The sequence below is a fragment of the Mesorhizobium sp. M1217 genome (genome assembly GCF_040318275.1).
Taxonomy (GTDB): Bacteria; Pseudomonadota; Alphaproteobacteria; order Rhizobiales; family Rhizobiaceae; genus Mesorhizobium.
Genome location: NZ_JAMYMA010000008.1, coordinates 181351 through 207040, shown reverse-complemented (window position 1 = coordinate 207040; position 25690 = coordinate 181351). Strand labels below are relative to the sequence as shown.

Sequence of the window (25690 nt, the reverse complement as noted above, 5' to 3'; positions counted from 1 at the left end):
TTGACCCTGAGCTGCCCTTCGTCAGCCCATTTCACTGCGCGATAGCCGACATTCGCGGCACTCGGCACTGACCCCTTGCTGACCTTCTCCAAGACGAGCCCCAAGCGCAAGTCGTGGCCCCAGTGGGGACAATCGACAGGCGCGATCACCCTATGTAGCTGCTTGGCGATCGAGCTTCGAAGTCAACCTGATAGACTTTTGAAATGGGCGGCATAAAATTCGCTTTTCTGCTTTCAATGAAAGCAACGCGAAATGGCCGAAGAACGCGCCCAACGCCGCCTTGCCGCCATATTGGCTGCCGACGTGGTGGGCTACAGTCGACTTCTGGACCTGGACGAGCAAGGAACGTTGGCCGCTTTAAGGAGGAGGAGGAAGGAAATCCTCGAACCACTCGTCCGCGACCGTCATGGCCGTATTGTGAAAGTGATGGGTGATGGCGTTCTGGTCGAGTTCGGAAGCGCGGTGAACGCCGTGTCATGCGGCGTGGACCTTCAGAAGCGGATGGCGGCCGCAAACGAGGGTGTGACCGCCGACCGGAGAATCTACCTGCATATCGGCATCAATCTGGGCGATGTCGTTGTCGAGGACGGCGATCTGTTCGGCGACGGCGTCATTGTCGCAGTGCGGCTCCAGGCAATGGCCGGGGCAGGAGATGTCTGTGTGTCCGGCAGCGTCTACGACCAAGTCAAGCGGAAGCTCGATTGCGGCTTCGACGAACTTGGTCCGCAAGCGATCAAGAACGTCACCGAACCAGTGTCTGTCTACCGGATCCGGCTGTCGACCGCATCGGACGATGGCGGGCTCGCGGAGAAAGCGCCTCTGCAGCTCCCCGCCAAGCCCTCCATTGCCGTCCTCCCCTTTACGAACATGAGCAATGATCCGGAGCAGGAGGCATTTGTCGATGGCCTCACCGAAGACTTGATCACGGATCTGTCGAGGACAAGCGAGTTGTTCGTCATCGCCAGCAACTCGGCATTTGCATACAAAGGCAGGCACGTGGATGTGCGTCGCATCGCGCGAGAACTGGGAGTTCGCCATCTTCTTGAAGGTAGCGCACGGCGGGCCGCTGGACGGGTGCGTATCAACGCCCAACTGATCGACGCGATCGCGGGTGACCACCTTTGGGCCGAAAGATTCGACCGGAGCCTAGAAGATATCTTCGCCGTTCAGGACGAGGTGACCGGCAAGATTGTCGAGGCTCTGGTTGGCCGCCTGACCACCGCGCCGGCGCGCAACAGACCGAGCAACCTGGAGGCCTATGATCTCTGTGTGCGTGCCCGGGTCCTTGGCCTGCAAACGGCGCTCACCGCGAAAGAGGCCATTTTGCTGCTAGACCGGGCAATCGCGCTCGACCCGGAATACGCGGAGGCGCACCGTTGGCTGGCACTCAACCTCTGGCTGGGCTGGGAGTTCTGGGACGAACCGATGGACCCCAACCGCGCAAGAGCGCTCGCCGAAGCACAGCTGGCGGTCGAACTCGACCCGAACGACGCCGGGAACAGATGGGTATTGGGCGTCATACTTGGACATGAGAGTCGCTGGGTGGAATCGGATGCCGAATTCGATGCTGCCCACGAGTTGGACCCCAACCACGCCGACGCTTGGGCAATGCAGGCCGAGTTGACGACGGAAAAGGGCCGACCTGCCGAAGCCATAGAGCAGGTCCGCAGGGCACTGCGACTCAACCCTCACCCGCCCGGTTGGTATTATTGGATGTTGGGCCAGGCCCAATATGCCCTGGGCGACTACGAATCCGCGATCCTAACGCTGCGCAGGCCCGAAACCTATCGCACGACTTCACGACGCCTGCTTGCAGCAAGCCTTGCGCAACTTGGCCGTTTGGAGGAAGCGCGCTGGGAGGCGAAAATGTTCATGATAAGCAATCCGCACTTCACTATCCGGCATTGGTCGGATTCGCAGCCATTCCCAGCCGAAGACGTGCGCCGGCATATCGTGGAAGGTTATCGCATGGCGGGGCTGCCAGAATGACTGTCATTGGTCATTGGTTATACCTTCGGCTGCCGTCGACAGGCGTCCCAAGGCTGCCGCAGCAGCGAATATTTTGGTCTTCTGACGGAACGAAATTCGCCATATCGTGCGTTTGTTCGCCTCATGGTGTGCTTGAACATGGCCAGTGAAGACTTTCGGCACCGGATAGCGCGACGCGAGGACCTCGCCTCCATGATTGCGCTCATGGATGCAGCGATCTCCGAACTCCAGAAACCGTTTCTCGACGATGACCAGATCCGATCCAGCCGCGCAATCATGGGGCTGGACACGCAGCTTGTCGATGATGGCACCTATTTCGTCGTGGAGCACGACGGCGTCCTGGCAGGCTGCGGTGGTTGGAGCCGGCGCACGACCATGTATGGTGGTGATCAGTCACCGGGACGCAACGCGGCACTGCTTGATCCAGCCACGGACGCGGCGCGTATCAGAGCCATGTATACGCATCCGGACTTTGTCCGGCGAGGCGTCGGCCGCCTTATCCTTTCGCTGTGTGAACGTGCCGCTAAGGCTGAGGGCTTCCGCCGTGCCGATCTGGCAGCCACGATGGCAGGAGAGCCGCTCTATCGAGCCTGCGGCTACCAACCCGCCGAGAAATTCGTCGATGACCGTGGCGGCGCTCCGGTTCCGATCCTGATGATGAGCAAGACGCTCTGAGCTACGCTCAAAGGCCACTCGCTCGCGGCCGGCACTCGCTCCGGCCAGTATGGCAGGAGGAGGATGCTGGAGATTGAACCAGGCCATCTCGAACGAAACAGTACTTCGCCTGTACTTCCGCTCCATGGTCGAGTCGCGACCGACGTGGAGGTTTTCGGGAACGTCTCGAGATGGCGCATGTGGTCGGGTGGCGCGTTGAGTTTAACCGGATCAAACGACCATCCGCTTCGGGTCCGCATCAGGTCGTAGCGAGAACGAGCGCAATGCTGAAGCGCCATGATTGTCAGCAAATGGCGCTCTGTGCTCATTCCCGCCGACTAATTCAAACGGCAAGTTCCGCCCATCTGGGCCATTGGCGGCAGCCAGTCTGATTGAGTTTTGACCCTAATCCTCAAACGCCGCCCTCAGCGTTTCGAACGTCGCAAACACGCCCAATGCAGCGCCCTCGGGATTCTTGGTCGGTGGCAGAGCTTCAGCTATCCGGCGCACCAAGGTCGTCTCAGAACCGGCTGGAGCGTTCTTTCGGCTGAGGCGACTTCAAGCCCTGACAGGAGCATTCCGGGTCAGCGGGAAGTCGCGCGGCGGTCTCCAGCGCGACCCGCGAGGCTGTCATGGAGAGATTGGGCAGTACGTCTTCCTGCAGCAATTTCTGGCGATTGCGATCCATATAGTCGTTGAAGCCCGCCGTCACGAATGCGCAAGGCACGAAACACGCGCCGATCTCGCGCGACAAGGTCGCCTCAGGGGCGATGGAATGGTTGAGGACATCCGCACCCATGCCCCGATACGCCAAGGCTTCGGCTGGCGTTGTCAGTCGGGGCCCATAACAATGGGCAGCCACCAACTGCTGTTCGATGCCGTAAACGCGGCATTCGGCTGGCCAATGACGGCGGGCCGTTTCGACCAGAACCGCCGCACATCTTGGACACACGATTTGCTTGCCCGAACAGTCAAAGCTCTGGCGGTCAGGAAGCAGTGAAAACGGGGTCTGCGTCAGTTCAATGATGTCGGCGGTCACCACCATGTCGCCCGGCTGGATCGCCTTGTTGACGGCGCCTACAGTCGAGCAGGCGAGAACTTGCCGTACACCCGCCCGCATCAATACCCAGAACGCGCGGCGATGGCAGGAATGGTCGATACGGTCGCGGGGATTGCCGTGCGAATACATGCACAACGCACGTTTTGCTCTCCCTTCGGCTGTGATCGACGCATCGAACTCGAGCAGCTTCCAGTTGTCGGTACGACCGAAAGGCGTTTCAAAACTCATGTCGCGCCGCAACGTGCGCACACCATCGAATTCGACATCTTCCGGGAAGGCAAGCCCCCAGTTTGCCGACCCGGTGATGATGGCCAACCCTACCTGAGGGATGTCCGTCGAATGATCCGTCAGATCGTCGGCTGCATGGTGATTGGTGGGCATGTTTCCAGTCTCGGTCAGGATTTTTGGCGAAGGGTCACAATCAGGACCACGGCCACGACGATGACGGTCCACAATGTCGAGATCGCCGCAATGGTCGGATCGATCTGATCGCGCAGCGACAGGAACATAAGCTTCGGCATCGTGCTGTTGCGACCGCTTGCGATGAAGATCGAAATCACAGACTCGTCGAGCGAAGTCAGGAACGCCATCAATGTCGCCGACAGCAAGCTGATCCGAAGTTGCGGAACGATTATTCCGCCAATGGCTCTGGCCCAGTTTGCACCGAGGCTGCGCGCCGCCTGGACCTGGTTCCAGTCAAAGCGGGCGAGAGCCGGCAGCAACACAATGCAGGCGACCGGAACGGCCAGCACCACATGTCCGACCAGCACACCGAATAGCGTTCCGATCAGATGTTGTGCAGCCAAGACAAAGAAGAGACCGATCGCAAGCAGGATACCTGGGGTGATCGAGGGGGTTAGCAGGACGCTCTGGATGATCGCAGCGGTTTTTCCGCCCAGCCGATTCATTGAAATGCAGGCGAGCAGCGCAAACGGCACCGCGATCAACGCCGTCAATGTCCCAAGGATCAAACTCGTTCTGAGCGCAGCCATCCACGTTGCCGAGCCGAAGAAGTTCTCATACCAACGCAACGAGTAGGCGTGCGGCGGAAACTCGAGGAGATTCGACGCCGAAAAGGAAAGCGGCACCACCACGAGCGTTGGCAGCATCAGAAATGCCATGACAAGAGCGGCAAAGCTCCAGAGCAAAATGCGGGCGAGCCTGTTTTGCGGATAGGCTTCAAGCATGGGGGGCTTCCACTGTGTTCTGGGCCACCAGGCGGCGTGCCGCCAGCAACATCACACCGATCAGCGCCATAAGAACGAGGAGCAGAATGCCCAGGACGCTCGCCGACCCCCAGTCCTGAAAGGTCGATAGTGTACGCTCGATCCGGGTAGAGAGAGGATTTACCTTGCCGCCGCCAAGCACCGCCGGCGTGATGAAAAAACCTATGGCGTAGATGAGGACGATGATCGAACCGGAGAAGATGCCGCCCGCCGATAGCGGCAAAATGACTGTGCGGATGACCTGCCTGAGAGTGGCTCCCATGCTCGCTGCCGCGCGAATGAGATTTGGGTCGATATCGCGCATCGCAGCATAAACAGGCAGCAGAAAGAGTGGCAGCATGTAGTGCACCATGCCGATGAGCGTTCCCGTGAAGTTGTAGACGAGCGGCAATGGCTCCGCCGTCAGGCCTGAACCGGTCAACGCCGCGTTGATCAGGCCATCGCGCCGCAAGAGCACGAGCCAACCATAGGTACGCACCAGAATGGAGGTCCACAGCGGCAGCATGACGAACGCCATCAGCACGTTGGCCACCCTTGGTCTGACGCTGGCCAGAGCCAGCGCCAGGGGGGTGCCGAGAAGAATGCAGGCCGCCAGCGTACCCAGGGACAGTTCGAGGGTCGTGACGAGCGCCGACCATGTCAGTCCGCTTGAAAGGACCTTCTGGTAATTGCCGACGGTGTACTCACCCGCGGTGGTCAGGAAGGACTGCCGGATGATCCAAAGGATGGGCAGTATCGCCGCCAGCCCAACGATGAACAGCGCCGGGAGCGAAAGTGAAAGAAAAAACCGCCGCTCGCGCCGTGCATCCGCAGCGAGCGCCGGATCCCGGACGACGGTCACGCCGTCGCTCCCGGTATGGCGTGAACCTTCGCTGCTGGTGCATATGCGGTCATCCGCTGACCGGCGGCAAGCTCGGCGCAGCCGCCGGCCAGCGCTGCCGGAATGCAGACAAGAACCTCTTGCCCACCGTCAAGCGCCAGCGTCAAAAGCCAGTTTTCGCCGCGGAACGCTTTGGCGCGCAGTATTCCTTCGAGAGCCACTCCGTTTCCCCCGACGAGCTTCGCATCAAGATGGAAGCTTTCGGCGCGGATCATCAGAGTTTCGCGTGATGGTTCGGCGCCGTCGATTCTGCGTGCTGAGCCTGGCGCCACAATGTTAGCCTCGCCCATGAACTCCGCGACGAAGCGGGTCGATGGACGATCATAAATTCGCTGCGGCGTATCTATCTGCTGGATGCGGCCAGAGTTCATCACCGCAATCCGGTCAGACATAATCAGCGCTTCGCGCTGGTCATGGGTCACATAGATTGTGGTGATCCTTAGATGATCATGCAGGCGCCGGATCTCATACTGCATGGTCTCGCGCAGATTCTTGTCGAGCGCCGACAGCGGCTCGTCCATCAACATCACGCGCGGTTCGAAGACGATAGCCCGCGCCAATGCCACCCGTTGACGTTGGCCGCCGGATAGTGCGGCAACATTGCGCTCCGCCAGGCCATCCAGCTTCACGCGGGCCAAGGTATCAAGCGCCCGCTGACGCGCCTCCGCTCTCGGTATCTTGCGCAGCACCAGCGGATACGCGACGTTCGCCAGGACATTCATGTGGGGAAACAGGGCGTAATTCTGGAATACTATGCCAATGTCTCGTTTGTTGGGCGGCAGGCGGGTGATGTCTCGATCGCCCAAGAGAAGTTTACCGGAATCCGGCCGGACAAAACCGGCCAGAGCCATGAGTAACGTGGTCTTGCCCGATCCCGATGGCCCTAGCAGCGTGAGGAATTCGCCAGCCTGAATGTCGAGCGAAACATCATCCAGTGCGACGTAGGATCCATAAGCCTTGTGCACGCTTTCGATGGTGATCGCGAGCGACTTCATCATGTGCTCCAGCCTTAAGGCGCGTCGCCTTCGACCGGCCTCACGCGACACGCTTTAGGTTCTTGTTTTCATGCATGTTGTTGTCGCAAAACCGCTGCACACTTTTGCGCGATATGCATTAGAGCTGAGAGTCAGCGGGCCATCATTTCATCGAAGGCTCTTTGGGCAGCCTCGCCATTCTTGACCCACCATTCTGAATTCGAAAACACCGACGTGCCAGCATTTTCAGGCGCGGTCGCAAGGGTCTTCAGACGGTCCTCGGGAATAAGGCCACCCTCATATGCCGCAGGATTGACTGGGCCGTAGGCAATGAAATCGGTCAGCTTCGCAACTCGCGCAGGCTGCGTCATCGCTGCGATGAGCTTCATCGCGGCTTCCTTGTTCGGCGCTCCCTTCGGCACCCCAAGGCAGTCCGTGCCGATGACCGAACCCTTGAACGTGTAGTCAGCCGCGCCGCCATCTGCTTTCACGGTTTGAGCCCGTCCGTTCCAGGTAATGACCAAATCCGCCTCACCATCTTTCAGCAACTGCGCGGACTGAGCTCCCGAGGTCCACCACACGGCGACGTTTGGTTTAATCGCTTCAAGCCGCTTGATGGCGCGCTCTAGCCCTTCCGGCGTGCTGAGCACGGAATAGACGTCCGCCGGTGCCACGCCATCGGAGAGAAGCGCGATCTCGATCGAGTCTTGCGCATTGGCGCGCAACGCGCGACGGCCAGAAAATTTGGCAACATCCCAGAACTCCGCCCACGTCTTCGGCGGGTTCTCGCCATAGGTCTTGGTGTTCCACGACATGACGGTGCCATAGGAATCGAACGGATAGCAGTAGTCGGACTTTGCACCCTCCGGCACGGATTTCGGATCGATGATCTTGTAATCGAGCGGCTCCAGCAGCGACTGTGCGGCAGCCTGCGCGCCTTCCGGCGAACCCAGGTGGACGATATCGGTCGTGACTGCCCCCGAGGTAACCTGCATCTTCAGGGCGGCCAGGCCGTCGCTCTGCGTCTCCTCGCGGACATCATAGCCAAGCTCTTTTGCAGCCGGGCCCCACATGGCCTCCTTGATGGCGTTGCCATAGTCGCCGCCCGCGGTCGTGATGGTGACCGTCTGCGCATGCACGGGCAGGGCAGCCGAGATTGCGAATGCTGTTAAGGAAATGCGTAGCCAGGACATAGGTTCTCCTCCCCAACTTTTATGGAATATCGCTTGAAAGAGCCATTATTTTGTAATCGTAACGTTACGATTACATCTGAATGCGCTGGAGTCAAGCTGCCTCCTGCGGGAGTTTGGATTGACCGGGGTGTCGAATCCGGTAGCGTTGGCGGTCAGCAAAATCAGCCGGCGCTTTCGCAAACGAAGTCGGGCGAACAATGGCCAATCTAAAGCAGATCGCGGCGGAACTTTCCCTCTCGGTGACCACGGTATCCCGCGCTCTGAAGGATGGGCCGGAAGTGCAGCCCTCGACCATAGCCCGCGTCAAGGAGGCGGCTAAGCGGGTCGGCTATTTACCAAATCATCATGGTCGCGCGCTCAAAACCGGTCGAACGCAGACGCTGACGGCAGTACTCCCGATGGAGACACGGGACCATCTGTCCGATCTGTTGAAGCTTCCTTTAATCGAAGGCATGACGCTGGCGGCGCGGCAAGCCGGTTATAGTCTGTCCATCTATTCCACCACTCCCGACGACGATCCCGTCGAGAGTGTGGAGCGGCAGCTCCAGGCGCGCAGCGCAGACGGCCTGATCATCACACGCCTGGTGTCGGCTGATCCGCGCGTCAAGCTGCTGCTGGATAAACGCATGCCATTCGTCGCGTTTGGAAGAACCGACCTGGATATCGCGTATCCTTATGTCGATGTCGACAATGAACAGATTGCCTACGAGGCGACCCGGCGGCTCATGGATAAGAGCTGTCGACGCATTGCGCTGCAACTTCTCGTTCCGGAGGACCAGGCGAGTGCCATGCGTCTTTCCGGGTATGGAAGGGCAATGGCCGAGGCCGGTATTCCGATCGACCAATCGCTGATCGGTCATGGCATGTTCACCATGGAATCGAGCGCAGGCTGGTTCGATCGCTTGCTGGCGTCATCAGATCCGCCGACGGGCTTGGCGTGCGCCAACGAACTGGGCCTGCTGGGAGCGTTGCACGCCCTCGGCAAGCTGGGCCTTACACCAGGCCGCGACGTTCACATCGTCACCCGTGACAGCACGCGGCTGGCACGTTTCCTGCCGGCAAAGATCGGAGTTCATTCCGTGGATATGGCGGGTGTTGGACGCAAACTTATCGAAGTCCTGGAGAGCCGGATCATCAATCCGCTTGGACCGGTGGAGACTGTCTTGGTGCAAGGCAGATTCGAGCCGGCCGAATAGTCCGGGCTGCCCTCAGGGGGCCACCTCGTCTTGAACCGGCCGGATCAGCGCCTTTGCCGCAGCTGATCCCGCCGCAAGGATGCGATCCGACAATTCCGTCCCTTCCAGGGCGCGGGCCAGTTGAAGCGCGCCGATGAGCGTTGCAAACACACCCAACGCAACGCCCTCTGGATCGTTGGTCGGCGGCAGAGCGTCGGCTATCTGACGCACCAGGGATTGGGCGCGTTCGGCATAGAGGGCCCGCGTTTCAGGCGGCTGCCGCGCTATTTCCGGCAGTAGCGCGGCCGAAGCGCAGCCCTTTCCAGGATTGTCCCGGTGCTCGGCCGATAGATATGCCTCTATGGCCATTTCCGGACCGCCGGCGGCCAACGCTTCCTGCACTTGCTGCGACTGCGCGTCCAGGGCCGCCGCCACGCTTTCACGGACGAGCTCCGCCTTGGACTGAAAGTGCGGATAGAAGGCCCCGTTCGTCAGCCCGGCGTCGCTCATGATGGTCGCCAGCCCGGACGCCGCGATGCCGTCAGATCGAAAACGTTCGGCGGCGACCTCCATGATCCGGCTGCGTGACGCGTCTTTTCGGCCCTTTTCGTAGCGCATGTTTTCTTTCCTGTCCTGCTATTGCATTATGCTCATAATCTGATATTACGACCATAATTCAATTCGTGGAAATAAGCTAGACCTCTCGAACCTGGAACATCAAAAATGAATGGGAATTCTGAAAAAACCGCAATCGTGACCGGAGCCTCCTCGGGCATCGGCCGCGCCAGCGCCGAGGCCTTGGCGCGGGCGGGGTTCACTGTCTTTGGCACAAGTCGCCGCAAGTCCAGTAATGGCCCGGAAGGGGTGACCATGCTGGCATGCGACGTGACCGATGATGCGGCCGTCACTGCGCTCGTTGCCACTGTGCTCGCGCAGACCGGCCGGATCGATCTCCTGGTCAACAATGCCGGGGTCGGCCTGCTAGGGGGTGCCGAGGAATCCTCTGTCGCACAGGTACAAGCCCTGTTCGACGTCAATCTGTTCGGCGTCATGCGGATGACCAACGCAGTGTTGCCGTCGATGCGGCGGCGCGGCCAAGGGCGCATCATCAATATCGGCTCCATTCTGGGATTGGTACCCGCGCCATACTCAGCGCATTACTCGGCAGTCAAGCACGCGCTCGAAGGCTATTCGGAATCGCTCGACCACGAGGTGCGCGCCTTCAACGTCCGCGTTTCCGTCATCGAGCCGGCATTCGTCCGCACCGTCTTCGACCAGAACGGCATCGAGCCGGATTCGCTGTTGAAGGAATACGATCGGGCTCGAGCCGGGCTCAAGGCGTTGCTGGGCGATGTGATGCCGATAGCCGATCGGCCGGAAGTGGTGGCGAATGTGGTCGTCACGGCGGCGACCGATGCCCGTCCGCGACGGCGTTACACCGCTGGCAAGGCAGCGCGCCAGGTCAGCCTGCTGCGCCGCTTTGCCCCCGCGGGGATGTTCGACAAGAGCCTGCGCAAGCAGTTCCGCTTGCCGGTCTGAACAACAGCGAGGCAGAGGATTTCACGCACATGCGACTAGCAACCACAACACATTTGGCCAGGCCCTTGTGCGCAAACTCATCGTAGCTGGCACGGGGCCGGCCGGTGGCGAAGGCATCGACAAGGTGACGCCGCTGACGATCGTGGACATGATCAAGGGCGCGCTGACTTTGCGGGATCCGAAATACTATCTCTTCTTCACAACGACGCCGAATGGGCGCCGCGCCGCAAACGCATTTCTGCAACGGCTGAAAGAGCGCCGGTCCAACCGGGACAAGGCGGTATCGCTGAGCGCCTTCGGCGCAACTCAAGGCGATCAAGGCCTACGGACTCCAGGCGCCGCAAGACCTGAGCGCTATCCGCATTCCCACTTTGGTTGCGAATGGCGACCAGGACAGGATGGTGCCGAGCAGCAATACCTACGATCTCGCCGGGCGTATCCCAGGGGCGCATCTGGTTATCTATCCGGATGCCGGGCATGGCGGGGTAGTTCAGAACTACGCCGATTTCGTCCCGAAAGCCCTGTCCTTCCTCGAGGCTGAGGTCTTGCCGCAGGGCGGCCATGCAACTGAAAACGTTCGGCTTGTTTTGTCGCGGAACACCAACAGACATTCTTAGAAAGTAACTGCCATGAAGGCATTCGTTGTCGATAAATATAATAAAAAGGGCCTTCTGCGGCTGGCCGAAATGCCGGAGCCGCAGCTCCAGGACAGCGATGTCCTGGTCGAGGTCCATGCCGCAGGGGTGAACCTGCTCGATTCCAAGGTCAGAACCGGAGAATTCAAGCTCATCCTGCCCTATCGCCAGCCCGTCATCCTGGGCCACGACGTGGCCGGGACGGTTATTCGCGTGGGATCGAAAGTCCGCAAGTTCAAAGCCGGCGACGATGTCTATGCGCGGCCGCGCGATGGCCGGATTGGGACATTCGCCGAATTCATTGCCGTGAATGAAGCCGACGTGGCCTTGAAGCCCGAGAATCTCAGCATGGAAGAGGCGGCCTCGATTCCCCTGGTCGGTCTCACCGCCTGGCAGACGCTTATCGACAGGGCAAACCTGAAGAAGGGACAGAAGGTCTTCGTTCAGGCTGGTTCCGGGGGCGTGGGAACATTCGCCATTCAGTTGGCCAAACACCTCGGCGCGACCGTTGCGACAACAGCGAGCGCAGCGAGTGCCGATCTGGTGAAAAGTCTCGGCGCCGATGTCGTCGTCGACTACAGGCAAGAAGACTTCGAGAAGGTTCTGTCGGGCTACGATGTCGTCTTGAACAGCCAGGATGCCAAGACGCTCGAAAAATCCCTGAGCGTGCTGAAACCGGGTGGGAAGCTCATCTCCATCTCGGGTCCACCGGATCCCGAGTTTGCCAGGGAAAAGGGACTGAATTTGATGCTGAGGCTGGTGCTGCGCCTCCTGAGCCGCGGAATTCGGGCCAAAGCCAAGCGCCGTGCCGTGCAGTTTTCGTTCCTTTTCATGTGGGCGCAGGGCGATCAGCTGAGCAAAATCGCCGCTCTAATCGAATCCGGCGCGATCCGCCCGGTTCTGGATCGGGTCTTTCCATTCGAAGCGACCAATGAGGCTCTGGCCTATGTCGAAACAGGACGCGCCAAGGGCAAGGTCGTCATCAAGGTCAGATAGCAGTTGCCTCGAACGCAGCCCTGAGCGTCTCGAACGGCGCCAGGGCGCCGCGCACCTGTACGACGGCGGCGGCGACGCGATGGGCGCGCTGCACCGCCTCAGTCGGCGCATGGCCGGCAAGGCGGGCGGCGAGATAGGCGCCATTGAAGGAGTCGCCGGCGCCGGTGGTGTCGACCGGGGTGGCGACGTGTACCGCCGGCACGGTTTGCAAGGTTCCATTTTGCGCGATCAGCGCCGGTTCCTCGCCGTTCTTGACGACGACCTCGCCGACCAGCTTTCGCAGCCGTTCGGCTGTTTCCTGCGGTGTCGTATCACCAAACAGCATCTGCTCGTCGGGAAAGGTGGGCAGCGCGATGTCGGCGACGGCGAGCGCCTCGAGGATCGCGGCCTGCGCTTCCTCGCTTTGGCGCCACAGCCGCGGCCGGTAATTGGGATCGAAGGCGATCAGCGAGCCGGCCGCGCGCGCCTTGGCCACGGCCGTCAGCAGTACCTTGCGCGCACCCTCGTCGAGGATTGCCAAAGTGATTCCGGAAAAATAGACCAGCGCCTGGTTTTCAAGGCTTTTCTGTAAAGCGGCTGGGTCCGAAGCCAACTGCCTCGCGGCCGCATCGGCCCGCCAATAGGTGAACGAACGTTCGGCGCCGGTCAGCGTGATCGCATAGAGGCCGGGGCGGGCGCCCGCTATGACCGGGCTGGCGCCGACGCCGATGCCGTTTTCGGCGAGGAATTTGATCTGGTCGCCCGAGAACGGGTCGTCGCCGAAGGCCGAGACATAGGTCGCCGGCCGCTCGCCGCTCAAGGCATGCAGCGCCCATAAAGTGTTGAACGTGTCGCCGGCAAAGCCCATGCGCCAGTTCGGCCCGGCCTGGCCCGAAAGCTCGAGCATGCACTCGCCGATCGAGGCGACGCCGTTTCCTGCCATGAAGTACTCCTCCATCCGTGCAATTGCGGTGCTGTAGCTTTTTGCGGCCGGCAGCGCCATGCTTGGCGACGGCGGATTCTTGCGCTGGGCGCGATTTCCCACAGGGGCGTGGGACGCGATCTGCCCAGCGAAACGTTATCCGCAGAACAGGAACCGGTTTGGCATCGTTATGGCGTTATCTTCTTGGAGGCCTCGGCCTGGCTGCCTTGCTCGCCGGTGTGCTGGCCGTCGTCTATCTGACGGCGCCGCATGCGCCGCAACCAAGTTCGGACGTCGGCCGTTCCAGGACGACGGCGAACAAGCTGTTCGTGGCGACCTTCGAGCCCGAGAAAGGCGTCATCCGGCAGGGCGAACTGGAGTCCTGGCTGCTGACGCTGAAAACCGTCGAGGGTGCGCCGGTGGAAGGTGCTGCGATAACGATTTCCGGCGGCATGCCGCAGCACAAGCACGGTCTGCCGACCAGCCCGCAGGCGACCGATTACCTCGGCGAAGGACGCTATCGCATCGACGGCGTGAAATTCACGATGAGCGGGTGGTGGCAATTGCATTTTGCCATCTCCGCCGCGGCCGGTTCGGACACTGTCGTCTTCAACGTGGTGCTGTGAGCCAAAGATGAGCCGGTTTTCCAGTCTTCTCGCGTTGGTGATGGTGGCCGTGCTCGCCGGCTGCGGCAGGCCGGAGTTTTCCGACGCCGAGAAGCAAACCGTCGCCTCATTGGCGCTGTCCAAGCTGCCGCCGCTGAAACCCGACACGACCAATCGCTTTGCCGATGTGCCGGCCGCCGCGGCACTCGGTTCGACGCTGTTCTTCGACACCGGGATGAGCGGCGGCGGCACCGTATCCTGCTCGACCTGCCACAAGATCGACCGCCAATTCCAGGACGACCTGCCGCAAGCGGTCGGCGTCGGCCGCACCAACCGGCGCACCATGCCGTTGGCCGGCGTCGCGCACGATCCCTGGTTCTTCTGGGACGGGCGGCGCGACAGCCTGTGGGCGCAGGCGCTGACACCGCTCGAAAATCCGCTGGAGCAGGCCGGCAACCGCGCCGCCTTCGCGCATTACATCAAGGCCCGTTTCGGCGAGCGCTACGAGCGCATCTTCGGGCCGCTGCCGGACCTTTCGGGCGTGCCGGCCAATGCCAGCCCGCTCGGAACCGATGCAGAGAGGGCGGCCTGGAACGCCATGCCCGCCAGCCGGGCCGAGGAGGTTGATCGCGTCTTTGCCAATATCGGCAAGGCGATTGCCGCCTTCGAGCGCTCGATCGCGCCGCCGCAGACGCGCTTCGACCGTTTTGCCACCGATCTTGCGGTGGGCGCCGAGCCGCAAGGCGACGCCGTCTTTTCGCCGGAGGAAATCCTCGGCCTGAAGCTGTTCATCGGCAAGGGCAATTGCGTGACCTGCCACAACGGCCCGCGTTTTACCGACGGCAGTTTTCACAACACCGGCGTGCCGCCGGTCGTGGGCCTGCCGCCGGATCGCGGCCGTGTCGATGCGGTGATGCAGGTCGAGGCCGATCCGTTCAACTGTTTCGGCACCTTTCGCGACGGTGATGCCAGCGCCTGCCGCGAGTTGCGCTTCATGGTCAAGGCCGGGCCGGAACTCATTCGTGGGTATAAGACGCCGTCGCTGCGCGGTGCCGCCACCCGGCCGCCCTACATGCATGCCGGGCAGTTTTCCTCGCTGGACGAAGTGGTGGCGCATTATTCCAAGGCGCCGGCCAGTGTCGAAGGCGTATCCGAGATCCACCCGCTGCAGCTTTCGGACCGCGAACGCGCGGCTCTGGTGGCGTTTTTGAAGACGCTGGCGGAGTGAGACCGGGTTTGTCTGCGACAAGAGCGGACCACCGTCTTGGGCCGCCAAATAACGTTGACACGATGCAGGGTCGCTGCTCATGATAACCAAGGCGCAAAGTGCGATACCTCAGGCTGTGGGAGGATAAAATGCAGCCACTTGAAATCGACGCCAAGCCTCAACCTGTTTCAATTGACCCCGCCAAGACCGCAGTTCTCGTCGTGGACATGCAGAATGACTTCGGCTCGAAAGGCGGGATGTTCGACAGAGCCGGCATCGATATCTCCGGGATTCAGCGGGCTGTCCGCCCTACCGCAAGTGTTATAGCGGCCGCCCGCAAATCGAGACTGCCCGTCATCTATCTGAAGATGGGATATCATCCCGACCTTTCGGATCTTGGGACGTCGGACGCCCCCAATCGTCTCCGACATCTCCAGATCTTTGGGGTCGGTGAGAACATGACAGCGCCGGATGGCAGTGAGAGCCGGATTCTGATCCGCGACACCTGGGGAACAGATATCGTCAACGACCTAAGGCCGGAGGCGGGGGATGTTGTCCTCTACAAAACCCGGTTCAGCGGTTTCTACGAGACCGAACTCGATGCGGTTCTGAAGACCGCAGGCGTCAAACACCTGATCGTGACAGGGTGCACGACCAGCGTGTGTGTGGAGTCGACAATTCGGGATGCCTTCTTCAGGGACTATCACTGTATCCTGCTGACGGATTGCACGAGCGAACCGATCGCGTTGGAGGCCCCACGGAGCAATCATGACGCCTCGATTACGCTCGTGCATACTCTTTGGATGGACATCGACGTCCGACCATTTCCTGAGGGCGATCGAGGAGCAATGTCAGGAGCGTCTTGAACGAGCCGGATGAGCTGACGAGATATCAGTGAGCGCCTACCGATCCTTCACCGTCTCCATCGCCACGAAGGTCGAGGTCTGCGCGACGTGCGGCAGGGCCGAGATGCGCTCGCCGAGCACGCGGCGGTAGGCGGCGATATCGGTGGTGCGGACCTTCAAGAGATAGTCGAAGCTCGATGCCATCATGTGGCACTGCTCGATCTCCGGCACCGTCTGCACGGCGCGGTTGAAGGCGTCGAGCGCGGCCGAGCGGGTGTCGGACAGTTTCACCTGGACGAAGGCAACATGGCCTTCGCCCATGCGCTCACGGTCGATGATCGCCTGGTAGCCCCTGATGAACCCGTCCTTCTCCAGCCGCTTCACCCGCGCCTGAACCGGCGTCTTCGACAGGCCGACTTTTGCCGCCAGTTCCGACATGGAAAGCCGGCCGTTGCTGCCCAGGGCCGACAGGATGTTCCTGTCGATGCGGTCCAATTGGTCTTCTCCCATCGGATTCCTGGTCGAATTGGAGGCGATCAGCCATAATGATAGATCAATCGATCTGTTCTGTCGATTTCTTTGGACCGACTGGAGTCGCTACTTATGTTAGCTTGCGCCATTCGGTCCGGTGACCGCCGGCCCGCTCCCTTGTGCTCGTTCTACAGGTCCGCCATGCCAGCGCTCGACACCATCCGCCAGCAGATCCGTGCCAATTATTTGCCCGACGAAGACCAGGCGGTGAAGCGGCTGGCCGAGGCGGCCGGGCTGTCCGTGCAAGACCGCAAGGCGATTTCGGCCCGTGCCGCCGATCTGGTGCGGGCGGTGCGCGGCTCGTCCGATCCCCGGCTGATGGAAGTGTTCCTGTCCGCCTACGGCCTCTCGACCAAGGAGGGCGTGGCGCTGATGTGCCTGGCCGAGGCGCTGCTGCGGGTGCCCGACACCGAGACGATGGACGACCTCATCGCCGACAAGATTGCGCCGCACGACTGGTCGGCGCATTCGGGCGGTTCGAGTTCGATCTTCATCAATGCATCGACCTGGGCGCTGATGCTGACCGGCCGCGTGCTCGACGAAGGCGAGGGCGGCATCGAAGGCACGCTGCGCGCGATGGTGCGCCGGCTGGGCGAGCCGGTCATCCGCAAGGCAGTCGCCGCCGCCATGCGCGAGATGGGCGAGCAGTTCGTGCTCGGCCGCACCATCGCCGAGGCCGTCAGGCGCGGCCGGCCGATGACCCAGAAGGGCTATCTCTATTCCTTCGACATGCTGGGCGAAGCGGCCCGCACCGAGGCCGACGCGTTGCGCTATCTCAAGGCCTATGCCGACGCCATCTCTTCGCTCGATGCCGGCGCCAACGGCCCCGACATCCGCCAGAACCACGGCATTTCGGTAAAACTGTCGGCGCTTCATCCGCGCTATGAGGTGACACAGAAGGAGAAGATGCTGCCGGTGATGGCCGAGCGGCTTTTGTCGCTGGCACTGGCGGCGCGCCATTCGCGCATGGGACTCAACATCGACGCCGAGGAAGCCGACCGCCTCGATTTGTCGCTCGACGTCATCGAGCGGGTGTTGGCCGAGCCGGAGCTTGCCGGCTGGAACGGTTTTGGCGTCGTCGTCCAGGCCTATGGACCGCGCGCCGCCTTCGTCATCGACTGGCTCTACGCTCTGGCCAGGAAATACGACCGCAGCATCATGGTGCGGCTGGTCAAGGGCGCCTATTGGGACACCGAGATCAAGCGGGCGCAGACGCTCGGGCTCGACGGCTATCCGGTCTTTACCCGCAAGGCCAACACCGACGTCTCCTACTTGGCCTGCGCGAAGAAGCTGTTGTCGATGACCGACCGTATCTATCCGCAATTCGCCACTCACAATGCCCACACCGTCGCCGCCATCCTGTCGATGACGACGGAGCGCGATACATTCGAGTTCCAGCGCCTGCACGGCATGGGCGAAGCGCTGCATGAGACGGTGCGGCGGGCCGAAGGCACGCGCTGCCGCATCTATGCGCCGGTCGGCGCGCATTCCGACCTGCTCGCCTACCTGGTCCGCCGGCTGCTGGAGAACGGCGCCAATTCCTCCTTTGTCCACCAGCTCACCGACGAGGAGGTCGAGCCCGAGGACATTGCCCGCGACCCGCTCGAAACGGTGGAGAAACAAGGCCCCGCCGCCAATCCGGCGATCGTGCCGCCGTCGGCGATCTTTGGCCCCGGCCGGCGCAACTCCAAGGGTTTCGATATCACTGACACGCTGACGCTGGCGGCGATCGACAAGGCCAGGGCCGAGTTCGCCGGGCCGGAGCGCTGGCACGCCAAGCCGGTCAGCCGCGCCGCCGGCTACGGCAAGCAGCGTCCGGTGGTCAATCCGGCAAAACCTTCGGAAGTGGTCGGCACGGTCAGCGAGGCCGGCGCCAAGCAGGTCGAGACCGCCGTGCGCATCGCCGTCGAGGCACAACCGGCATGGGCAAGACACCCCGTCGCCGAGCGCGCCGCCATCCTCAACCGGGCGGCCGATCTCTATGAGGCGAACGCTGTCGAGTTCTTTGCGCTCGCCGCCCGCGAGGCCGGCAAGTCGCTGGCCGACGGCGTTGCCGAGGTGCGCGAGGCGGTCGATTTCCTGCGCTACTATGCGGCCGAGGCCGCCAATGCCGAGGCGGGCACCGAGGCGCGCGGCGCCATCGCCTGCATCTCGCCGTGGAATTTTCCGCTCGCCATCTTCACCGGGCAGATCGCGGCGGCACTCGTCACCGGCAATTCCGTGATCGCCAAGCCGGCCGAGCAGACGCCGCTGATCGCTTTCCGCGCTGTCCAACTGCTGCGCGAGGCCGGCGTACCGGAAGACGTCATCCAGCTTCTGCCCGGCGACGGTCCCTCGGTCGGCGGCCCGCTGACCGCCGATCCGCGCATTGCCGGCGTCTGCTTCACCGGCTCGACCGATGTCGCCAAACTGATCGAAAAGCAGCTAGCCGAGACCGCCGCGCCCGACGCCATGCTGATCGCCGAAACCGGCGGCCTGAACGCCATGATCGTCGATTCCACGGCGCTGCCTGAACAGGCGGTGCGCGATATCCTGGCCTCCGCCTTCCAGAGTGCCGGCCAGCGCTGCTCGGCACTGCGCATTCTCTACGTGCAGAAGGACGTCGAGAAGAAGATGCTGGAGATGCTGAAAGGCGCTATGGAAGCGCTCAGCCTCGGCGACCCCTGGCGGATCTCGACCGATGTCGGCCCGGTCATCGACGACGAGGCACAAGCGTCGATCCGCGACTATTGCACGAAAATGGGCCTGCAGGGCCGGCTGATCGCCAAGCTCGAAGCGCCGAAGGACGGCCGCTTCGTCGCGCCGCACGTCTTTCGGGTCAAGAGCATCGAGGAGTTGGAACGCGAGGTGTTCGGCCCGGTGCTGCACGTCGCCACCTTCGATGCCGACGAGATCGATGCGGTGATCGCCGCGATCAACCGCAAGGGCTACGGCCTGACCTTCGGCCTGCACACCCGCATCGAAGGCCGCGCGCAGCATTTCGTCGACGGCATCCATGCTGGCAACATCTACGTCAACCGCAACCAGATCGGCGCCGTCGTCGGGGCGCAGCCCTTCGGCGGCGAGGGGCTTTCCGGCACCGGACCGAAGGCGGGCGGGCCACATTATCTCCGGCGCTTCCGCAAGGGGCCGGAGGCCGGCACCCATCTTGCCGAAGGCCGCAAGGTGACGGCGACCGAGCTCGCCGACAATCTGCCGGACCCGGCCTTTGGCGGCTGGTCGACGCGGCCGGATCGCGTCGCCATCCTGAGGAAACATCTGCGCGGCAAGGGTGCCGCGGCCATCGGTGCCGCCGCCGGCATCGATTTCGGCCAGGTCGACCTGCCCGGGCCGACCGGCGAGGCCAACACGCTGTCGCTGTCGCCGCGCGGGCGCGTGCTGTGCCTCGGTCCCGACGCGGATACCCTGCTTGCGCAGACGATCCAGGCGCTGGCCGCCGGCAATGCCGTGCTCGCCGTCGCACCTGGCGCGCCTGCGGCACTGTCGGCGCTGACCGGCAAGGGCCTGCCGCTGGCGGCGATCGACGGCCGTCCGGACCCGGTCGAAGCGCGCTCGCTGCGGGTCGATGTCGTCGCCTTTTCCGGTACGCCCGAGGCCGCGCGCATCGTGCGCAAGGTCATCGCCGACCGCGCCGGCCCGATCGTACCGCTGGTCAGCGAAGTGTATTATCCGGCCGCCTATGCGCACGAGCGCGCCGTCTGCGTCGACACCACGGCGGCGGGCGGCAATGCCAGCCTGCTGGCCGCGGCATAGGGTTTCGCCAGGGCTCGCTCATCGCGGGCAGGGCGGCGCCGACTCTGCGTGGGGACGGTCGCTACCTGACACCGAGCGGCACCTCGAACTGCCAGGCCGAGCGACCGGCTCCGTCTGGAATCGGGGGAAACGGAGAAGCCCGGCGGACCGCGTCGAGAGCGGCCTTGTCCAGCGCGGCAACGCCTGAACTGCCCGTCAGCCTGGCCGACCGGACGCTGCCGTTCGAACCGACGGTAAAGGCAACCGTGGCTGTGCCCGTGGCGCGCGTGCGTGTCGAATTGAAGGCCCGCACCAGCTTTGATCGGATCTTGCCGGGGTAGTTTGTGACGGCTGCATTGCCGATGCCGGACTTGCCGCCCCTACTGGCAGTCAGGATCTTGCCGTCCTTCTTGCCGTCGGCCGTGCCGCGCGCGACATCCATTTCGTCACGGCCGCCGGAGCCGGTCTTTTTCTTCTTGGAATCGGCTTTGGCAAGTGCCTTGCCCGCCTTCTTGCGCGAGACCGGCTTTTCAGGCTCGTTTGGTTCGGCTTTCCTGGCCGGCTTGTTCTTTGCGGTTGCCTTCTTCGGCTGCTTGGGCTTCGGCCTTTCCGGCTTCGGTTCTTCCGCCGCGACGACGGTCTCGACCGTCTGAACCGTTTCGGCCGGCGCCGGGTCGGCTGGTGCCGGAGCACTCGTCTCGGCAGGATCGGCCCTTTCGACCGTGCTGACTGGCGGCGGCACGGCATTGTCGTCAGTGGGCACCAGCCTGTCGGTCGCGAGAATGTCGGGCGATGGATCCGGGCGCGCCGGCTCGACAGGCTGGGCAGGCGCGGGCTCGGGGCGATCGGCAAGAGGAGCAGTTTCCGTGACGGCCTCGCTGACCGGCTCGACCACATCTTTTTCCGATGCTTCCGCCACATCGGTGACCGGCTGGAGCGCCTCCTCTGCCGCGGTTGCCTGCGCCTCGACCGTTTCGACGGGCTTGGCGTCGAGCATGGTCACCATCGTTACGCTGGTCACTTCCGGGTCGTCTCCGACATCGCCGGCCGCCTGCTGCGGATCGGCGCCGAGCAGCATTTCGCCTTGCTGGTCGGCACCTTCGATGCTTGGCCTGTCGTCCGGCAGGGTGAGAAAGGCCAGCGCCACCGCTGCGTGAAATGCGCAAGAGCAGGCGATCGCCACCGTCCAGTTGTGGCGCCGCTGCATCTGTCGTGCCTGCCGCAATGGCTCCGCCGGCACCGCAGTCAATTCGCCGTCGGCATCGGCGATGCAACTGTCTTCCGGTCTGTCGCGCGGCGAAACATGCAGCACCCCGCGAGGGATGGCGAAATCGGGATCGTCCGGTTCCGGCGGCAGGAAACCGGCCAATGGCCACGCCAGGGTGTTTCGCGCGAATGCCGGTTCCAGTCCCAAATTCAGACCCCGAAGGCGATGCCGGTCCTGGTCTGCGTCTTCAGCCCGCGCATGCAGGCATTCGGCTCAGCGCCGGCGCATTCCGTGGCGCTGTTGATCAACACGCGGCTGACCTTGCCGCAATCGGTGCCGGCAAGGTCGAAACGCGTCACCTTGGTCTTGCCTGCAGGCAGCTCCTTGAAATCGAGCACGGTCAGCCGGTCGACGACGCCGGCCTCGTTGAACAACGCGATCTCGAACGCCGCCTTGGAAAGACCGGCGCCGAGATTGTTGGTGACCACGAAGGTTAGGCGGCAGCCCTTGTCGGATGGCTGCGCGCCGTTCAGCTCGAGGATCAGCGCCGGCGCTTGCTGCTGTGTCCATGCCGGAGCCGCCGCAAGCGACATAGCCACCGCCGCGGCCAACAGACGAAGGGATGCTGTCACGCCTTGCCTCATCGTCAGCCTCCAAACCGCATGGTCGCCGCCAGCTTCAGGGTGACGCCGGGCTCGTAGACGATACTCGTGGTCGACGCGTTCAGTGGGTTGGCGTATTTGACGTCGAACAGATTGTCGGCGCGGAAATCGACTTTGAAATTGTCGGTCGCCTGGTAGCTGGCGAAGGCATTGACCAGCGTATAGTCCTTGGCCACCGCGTTGCCCTGCGGCTTGCCGTTGTATTGCACCTCGCCGCCGACAGTCAGCCTGTCCTCGAGGAAGCGAAAGCCGAGTTGCCCGGTGACCTGGGAGGAGGGGACGGTGACAAGGTCCGCCCGCTCGCCTTCATAGGAAATCGTGTGGCCATCGGTGAACGACGCCGAAAGCCCGGCAAAGCCCCAGGCTGCGTCATAGACGCCCTCCATCTCGAAGCCGTGGATCTTGGCCTTGGCGAAATTCTGATACTGGAAGCAGATCGGGATGCCCGGACCGAACGGGCAGCCGCTGGTCGGGTCGAACGCCGATAGCGTCACGCCGTCGATGTAATCGTCGACATTGTTGTTGAAATAGGCCGCCTTCAGCCGCAGCGCGTCGTCGGCCTCGATGACGCCGTTGGTGCTGTAGTTGACGCCAAACTCCACGGTCTTGCCGGTTTCGGGCTTGAGATTGGGATTGGGGAGGAACGGGAAGCTGACGCCTGCCGGATGATTGCCGCTGATCAGGGTCTCCGATAGCGAAGGGGAACGGTAGCCTTCTGCGTAAGTGCCGTAGAATTGCAGGCCGGAAAGGCTGGCGCTTTCGAAGGGCGAAATGCCCACTGTGATGCGTGGCGACAGCCGGTCGCCAGAGGTTTCGCCGACATCGCTGTCTAGCTTGTAGCTGTCGTAACGCAGCCCGGCGATGACCTCGAGCCAGTCCCAGGTGAGCTTGTCCTGGACGTATGCGCCGGAGACGTTTCTATCGCCCGAGGGCGTGTAGAAACTGTCGCCGCCCGCCGTGCCGCCTGTCTCGACATCGTCGCCAACCCAGTCGCCGCCATAGGTCAGCTCATGCGCGATCCCAACGGTCTCGAATCTCGACGTGTTCCAGATGTCGATGCCGGAGGTGCCGATGTCGAACGTCGATTTCGAACCCGCCGGCAAAACCACGGGCAGACCGGTGACCGGATCAAACCGGTTTTGCGCCACAAGAGTCGTCAGATCGAGCTTGGTCTTGTTGTAAGAGGCGTTGATGTGGAGATCGAGCCAGCTCATGTCTTCGTCAGTGATGTTGTAGCGGGCCGTGAAGGTATTCGCCTTCAGGTCGGCGTCGTTCACCGGCGCGCTGCCGCTGGTCTCGGTCCATCCGTCGTTCGAGCCGATCCAGCCGAGCTTCAACTCGCTGTTTTCGCTGAGGCGGATGGTCGTCTTGAGGAGGCCGCTCAAGACATCGAAGCCGGTGCCTGCTACGGTGTCGCCGCCGCCATGCTTGTAGTCGTCATAGTCGCGGTAGACGATGTTGCCGAGCACGTCCCAATTCTCGTTGATCCGGTAGGCGCCGGTGGCGCTGGTGGTCCAGCCTTCACCGTTGGTTTCGTAACGCCCGGTCGCGGATGCCGCCCAGGTCTCGTCGGGCTTGAGGAAATCCTGAGCATCCTTGGTATCGAAAAAGACGACGCCGCCGATCGCCCCGGAGCCGTAGGTATTGGCGACCGGACCGCGGATCACGTCGACGGATTTGATCAATTCGGGATCGATGTAGAAGGTCGATTGCGTGCCGTGATCCGAGCGCTGGAAATTCTGGCGGGCACCGTCGACGATGACGGAGACGCGGCCGAAGTCCTGCAGGCCGCGGATGTTCATGCTGGAGCTGACACGCCTTGCGTCGGCCTGGACGGCGACACCCGGCACACCGAACAGCATGTCGTTGGGCGTCGTCGCCATGCGGCGCTCTAGCTGTTCCTCGTCGACATGGCTGGCTGAAGCAAGCGACTCGATCGCCGTCTCGCCGGTGCGGCTGAGGATCAGGATCTTGTCGAGCAGCGTGGCACCGGCCGGGGCGGGCTTTGCCTGTTCTGGCGGTTGAGACGGGTCAGTCTGCTGCTGGTCGGCTGCCGGTTGGGCAGCCTGCTGGGCGCCGGCCGGTGCGGCGAGCAGCGGGATCGCCGCGGCGCCGGCCAGCAACGCGGCCATTTTGCTTGTCATAAAACAGTGTGCCAGGCCGCTGCCCGCCGGCCATCCCCAATTCGCCAACCCCATGCTGCAACTCCAAGAATCCATGTTCGATGCTGGCTGGCTTGGGGCTCGCTGGCATTTTTCATCGCGTCCGGCGTCTTAAATGTTGACTCATTTACTCCGGTATTGCACTGCTAGATAACATGACCATTCGAGTCAAGAATTGAATCGGCATTTCACGCAGGCGCCGAGCCAGATGCCCGGCACAGAACAGGGAGCGAACCCATGAACACGCACAATCCCAGCGACTTTCGCTATCGCGTCCGCCGTTCCGACGAAAATTCCGTCCGTTTCGAACGGGTCCAATCGGCCGTGAGAACGCTGTCCAGCAACACGCTGTTCCAGGGCGAGCACGAGATCGGCATCGAACATCACGGTGCGCTGTATCGGCTGAAGATCACCCGGCAGGGCAAGCTCATCCTCAACAAGTAGGTGGTGGAAATGGACCAGCGCGTAAAACCCGCCCCGCACGAGATCCGACGGGCACGGGTAGACAATCCGAAAATGCGCGAGCGCGACCTCGCCGCCCAACTCGGTATTTCGGAGGCCGAACTGGTCGCCGCGCATTGCGGCGACGGGGTCGTGCGGGTCGAGCCGCGTGTCAACGACCTTTTGACTGGTCTCGAAGCTGTCGGTGAGGTGATGGCGCTGACCCGCAACGAAAGCGCGGTGCACGAGAAGATCGGCGTCTACGACAAGGTCGTCACCGGCAATCACAATGCCATGGTGCTCGGCGAAAACATCGACCTGCGCATCTTCCCGAAAGTCTGGGCGCACGGCTTTGCGGTGGAAAAGCGCGACGGCGCCGACATCCGTCGCAGCCTGCAGTTCTTCGACGCCGCAGGCGAGGCGATGCACAAGGTGCATCTCAGACCCGCATCCAACCTCTATGCCTATCAGAAGCTGGTGGCCGGGCTGGAATCTCCGAACCAGGAACCGACGGTGGCGATTTCAGCGGGCGCGGCTGACGACGAGATCGAGACTGCGGACAATTCGGCCAGCGTCGAGGATCTGCGCGACCGCTGGAGCCAACTAACCGACGTGCATCAGTTCTTCGGCATGCTGAAGACACTGAAGCTCAGCCGCCGGCAGGCGGTGCGCTTGGTCGGCCAGGATTATGCCTGGCTGGTCGATAACGATGCGGTGAGCGCCATGTTCAACCACGCCGCCGCTGGCGCCATGCCGATCATGTGCTTTGTCGGCAATCGCGGCTGCATCCAGATCCATTCCGGCCCCGTCGCCTCGATCAAGCCGATGGGACCATGGCTCAATGTGCTCGACGAGACCTTCCATCTGCACCTGCGGACCGACCACATCGATGAGGTCTGGGCCGTGCGTAAGCCGACCAAGGACGGCCATGTCACGTCGCTCGAAGTCTATGGCACCGACGGCAAGATGATCATCCAGTTCTTCGGTAAGCGGCCTGAGGGCGAAAGCGAGCGCGAAGACTGGCGCTTTCTGGCCGAAAACCTGCCGCGTATCCCAAGCCCGACCGCAGCCTGAGG

Annotated in this window: 22 protein-coding genes and 1 pseudogene; 12 read left to right on the top strand and 11 right to left on the bottom strand. The window is 62.4% G+C overall.

Annotated elements, in window-relative coordinates; translation table 11 throughout:
* Positions 1 to 252 precede the first annotated feature (252 nt).
* Together NKH37_RS16135 and NKH37_RS16130 are read left to right on the top strand one after the other, a co-directional pair.
* Positions 253 to 1989 carry an adenylate/guanylate cyclase domain-containing protein gene (locus tag NKH37_RS16135; protein WP_353005423.1) on the top strand — a complete coding sequence of 579 codons (1737 nt, stop codon included), beginning with the start codon at positions 253 to 255 and terminating at the stop codon, positions 1987 to 1989.
* A gap of 6 nt (positions 1990 to 1995) precedes the next feature.
* The gene (locus tag NKH37_RS16130; protein ID WP_353005422.1) at positions 1996 to 2664 is read left to right on the top strand and encodes a GNAT family N-acetyltransferase; all 669 of its coding nucleotides are present in this window, start codon (positions 1996 to 1998) and stop codon (positions 2662 to 2664) included.
* A gap of 499 nt (positions 2665 to 3163) precedes the next feature.
* Here NKH37_RS16130 and NKH37_RS16125 read toward each other — a convergent pair whose 3' ends face one another.
* The 5 genes from NKH37_RS16125 to NKH37_RS16105 all read right to left on the bottom strand — a co-directional run bounded on the left by NKH37_RS16125 (position 3164) and on the right by NKH37_RS16105 (position 7976).
* Positions 3164 to 4084, bottom strand: coding sequence for a phosphorylase family protein (locus NKH37_RS16125; protein ID WP_352640455.1), 921 nt, complete (start codon positions 4082 to 4084; stop codon positions 3164 to 3166).
* Between the two features lie 14 nt (positions 4085 to 4098).
* Positions 4099 to 4890, bottom strand: a complete 792-nt coding sequence (locus NKH37_RS16120) for an ABC transporter permease (RefSeq protein ID WP_023719987.1) — start codon at positions 4888 to 4890, stop codon at positions 4099 to 4101.
* Complete coding sequence (locus tag NKH37_RS16115) at positions 4883 to 5770, bottom strand: ABC transporter permease (RefSeq protein ID WP_023719988.1); 888 nt, start codon at positions 5768 to 5770, stop codon at positions 4883 to 4885. Before NKH37_RS16115 ends, NKH37_RS16120 begins: the two co-directional genes overlap by 8 nt.
* Positions 5767 to 6804, bottom strand: coding sequence for an ABC transporter ATP-binding protein (locus NKH37_RS16110; protein ID WP_023719989.1), 1038 nt, complete (start codon positions 6802 to 6804; stop codon positions 5767 to 5769). Before NKH37_RS16110 ends, NKH37_RS16115 begins: the two co-directional genes overlap by 4 nt.
* Positions 6805 to 6935: 131 nt before the next feature.
* Positions 6936 to 7976 carry an ABC transporter substrate-binding protein gene (locus tag NKH37_RS16105; RefSeq protein WP_352778550.1) on the bottom strand — a complete coding sequence of 347 codons (1041 nt, stop codon included), beginning with the start codon at positions 7974 to 7976 and terminating at the stop codon, positions 6936 to 6938.
* 197 nt (positions 7977 to 8173) lie between these two features.
* Between NKH37_RS16105 and NKH37_RS16100 the strand changes: the two genes are divergently transcribed.
* Positions 8174 to 9172 carry a LacI family DNA-binding transcriptional regulator gene (locus NKH37_RS16100; protein WP_353005421.1) on the top strand — a complete coding sequence of 333 codons (999 nt, stop codon included), beginning with the start codon at positions 8174 to 8176 and terminating at the stop codon, positions 9170 to 9172.
* A 12-nt stretch (positions 9173 to 9184) separates the two neighbouring features.
* Here NKH37_RS16100 and NKH37_RS16095 read toward each other — a convergent pair whose 3' ends face one another.
* The gene (locus tag NKH37_RS16095) at positions 9185 to 9769 is read right to left on the bottom strand and encodes a TetR/AcrR family transcriptional regulator (protein WP_352998896.1); all 585 of its coding nucleotides are present in this window, start codon (positions 9767 to 9769) and stop codon (positions 9185 to 9187) included.
* A gap of 105 nt (positions 9770 to 9874) precedes the next feature.
* Between NKH37_RS16095 and NKH37_RS16090 the strand changes: the two genes are divergently transcribed.
* The 3 genes and pseudogenes from NKH37_RS16090 (at position 9875) to NKH37_RS16080 (ending at position 12321) form a co-directional block, all read left to right on the top strand.
* The gene (locus NKH37_RS16090; RefSeq protein ID WP_353041220.1) at positions 9875 to 10690 is read left to right on the top strand and encodes an oxidoreductase; all 816 of its coding nucleotides are present in this window, start codon (positions 9875 to 9877) and stop codon (positions 10688 to 10690) included.
* A 64-nt stretch (positions 10691 to 10754) separates the two neighbouring features.
* A pseudogene (locus tag NKH37_RS16085) lies at positions 10755 to 11229 on the top strand (alpha/beta fold hydrolase); the annotation flags it as partial.
* A 90-nt stretch (positions 11230 to 11319) separates the two neighbouring features.
* Positions 11320 to 12321 (top strand): NADP-dependent oxidoreductase, encoded by a 1002-nt coding sequence (locus NKH37_RS16080; RefSeq protein ID WP_353041218.1) that lies wholly within the window; start codon positions 11320 to 11322, stop codon positions 12319 to 12321.
* Here the strand turns inward: NKH37_RS16080 and NKH37_RS16075 are convergent.
* Positions 12314 to 13243 carry a sugar kinase gene (locus NKH37_RS16075; RefSeq protein WP_023719996.1) on the bottom strand — a complete coding sequence of 310 codons (930 nt, stop codon included), beginning with the start codon at positions 13241 to 13243 and terminating at the stop codon, positions 12314 to 12316. The two genes, NKH37_RS16080 and NKH37_RS16075, sit on opposite strands and share 8 nt — an antisense overlap.
* Before the next feature lie 158 nt (positions 13244 to 13401).
* Between NKH37_RS16075 and NKH37_RS16070 the strand changes: the two genes are divergently transcribed.
* The 3 genes from NKH37_RS16070 to NKH37_RS16060 all read left to right on the top strand — a co-directional run bounded on the left by NKH37_RS16070 (position 13402) and on the right by NKH37_RS16060 (position 15900).
* Positions 13402 to 13848 carry a FixH family protein gene (locus NKH37_RS16070; protein WP_352894262.1) on the top strand — a complete coding sequence of 149 codons (447 nt, stop codon included), beginning with the start codon at positions 13402 to 13404 and terminating at the stop codon, positions 13846 to 13848.
* Between the two features lie 7 nt (positions 13849 to 13855).
* Entirely contained in the window at positions 13856 to 15055 is a 1200-nt protein-coding gene (locus NKH37_RS16065; RefSeq protein WP_352894265.1) for a cytochrome-c peroxidase, read from the top strand.
* A gap of 128 nt (positions 15056 to 15183) precedes the next feature.
* On the top strand, positions 15184 to 15900 hold the full coding sequence (locus tag NKH37_RS16060; RefSeq protein WP_352484208.1) for a cysteine hydrolase family protein: 717 nt from the start codon (positions 15184 to 15186) through the stop codon (positions 15898 to 15900).
* A gap of 36 nt (positions 15901 to 15936) precedes the next feature.
* Here NKH37_RS16060 and NKH37_RS16055 read toward each other — a convergent pair whose 3' ends face one another.
* Positions 15937 to 16389 (bottom strand): Lrp/AsnC family transcriptional regulator, encoded by a 453-nt coding sequence (locus NKH37_RS16055; RefSeq protein WP_352484209.1) that lies wholly within the window; start codon positions 16387 to 16389, stop codon positions 15937 to 15939.
* 162 nt (positions 16390 to 16551) lie between these two features.
* On the opposite strand from NKH37_RS16055, the gene putA reads away from it, so the two are divergent.
* Positions 16552 to 20163 carry a bifunctional proline dehydrogenase/L-glutamate gamma-semialdehyde dehydrogenase PutA gene (gene putA, locus NKH37_RS16050; protein WP_352484210.1) on the top strand — a complete coding sequence of 1204 codons (3612 nt, stop codon included), beginning with the start codon at positions 16552 to 16554 and terminating at the stop codon, positions 20161 to 20163.
* Positions 20164 to 20224: 61 nt separating this feature from the next.
* Here putA and NKH37_RS16045 read toward each other — a convergent pair whose 3' ends face one another.
* The 3 genes from NKH37_RS16045 to NKH37_RS16035 are packed head-to-tail and all read right to left on the bottom strand — an operon-like array spanning position 20225 to position 24209.
* A complete protein-coding gene (locus NKH37_RS16045) occupies positions 20225 to 21511 on the bottom strand; it encodes an energy transducer TonB family protein (protein WP_353005419.1) in 1287 nt (428 codons plus the stop codon).
* A gap of 47 nt (positions 21512 to 21558) precedes the next feature.
* Positions 21559 to 21993, bottom strand: a complete 435-nt coding sequence (locus NKH37_RS16040) for a hypothetical protein (RefSeq protein ID WP_031194295.1) — start codon at positions 21991 to 21993, stop codon at positions 21559 to 21561.
* 2 nt (positions 21994 to 21995) lie between these two features.
* Positions 21996 to 24209: a TonB-dependent hemoglobin/transferrin/lactoferrin family receptor gene (locus tag NKH37_RS16035; RefSeq protein ID WP_502895903.1), complete on the bottom strand. Its 2214-nt coding sequence runs from the start codon at positions 24207 to 24209 to the stop codon at positions 21996 to 21998.
* Positions 24210 to 24410: 201 nt separating this feature from the next.
* Between NKH37_RS16035 and hemP the strand changes: the two genes are divergently transcribed.
* Positions 24411 to 24617, top strand: coding sequence for a hemin uptake protein HemP (gene hemP, locus NKH37_RS16030; RefSeq protein WP_023720005.1), 207 nt, complete (start codon positions 24411 to 24413; stop codon positions 24615 to 24617).
* A 9-nt stretch (positions 24618 to 24626) separates the two neighbouring features.
* A complete protein-coding gene (locus NKH37_RS16025; RefSeq protein ID WP_353005417.1) occupies positions 24627 to 25688 on the top strand; it encodes a hemin-degrading factor in 1062 nt (353 codons plus the stop codon).
* The last annotated feature ends 2 nt before the right edge of the window (positions 25689 to 25690 follow it).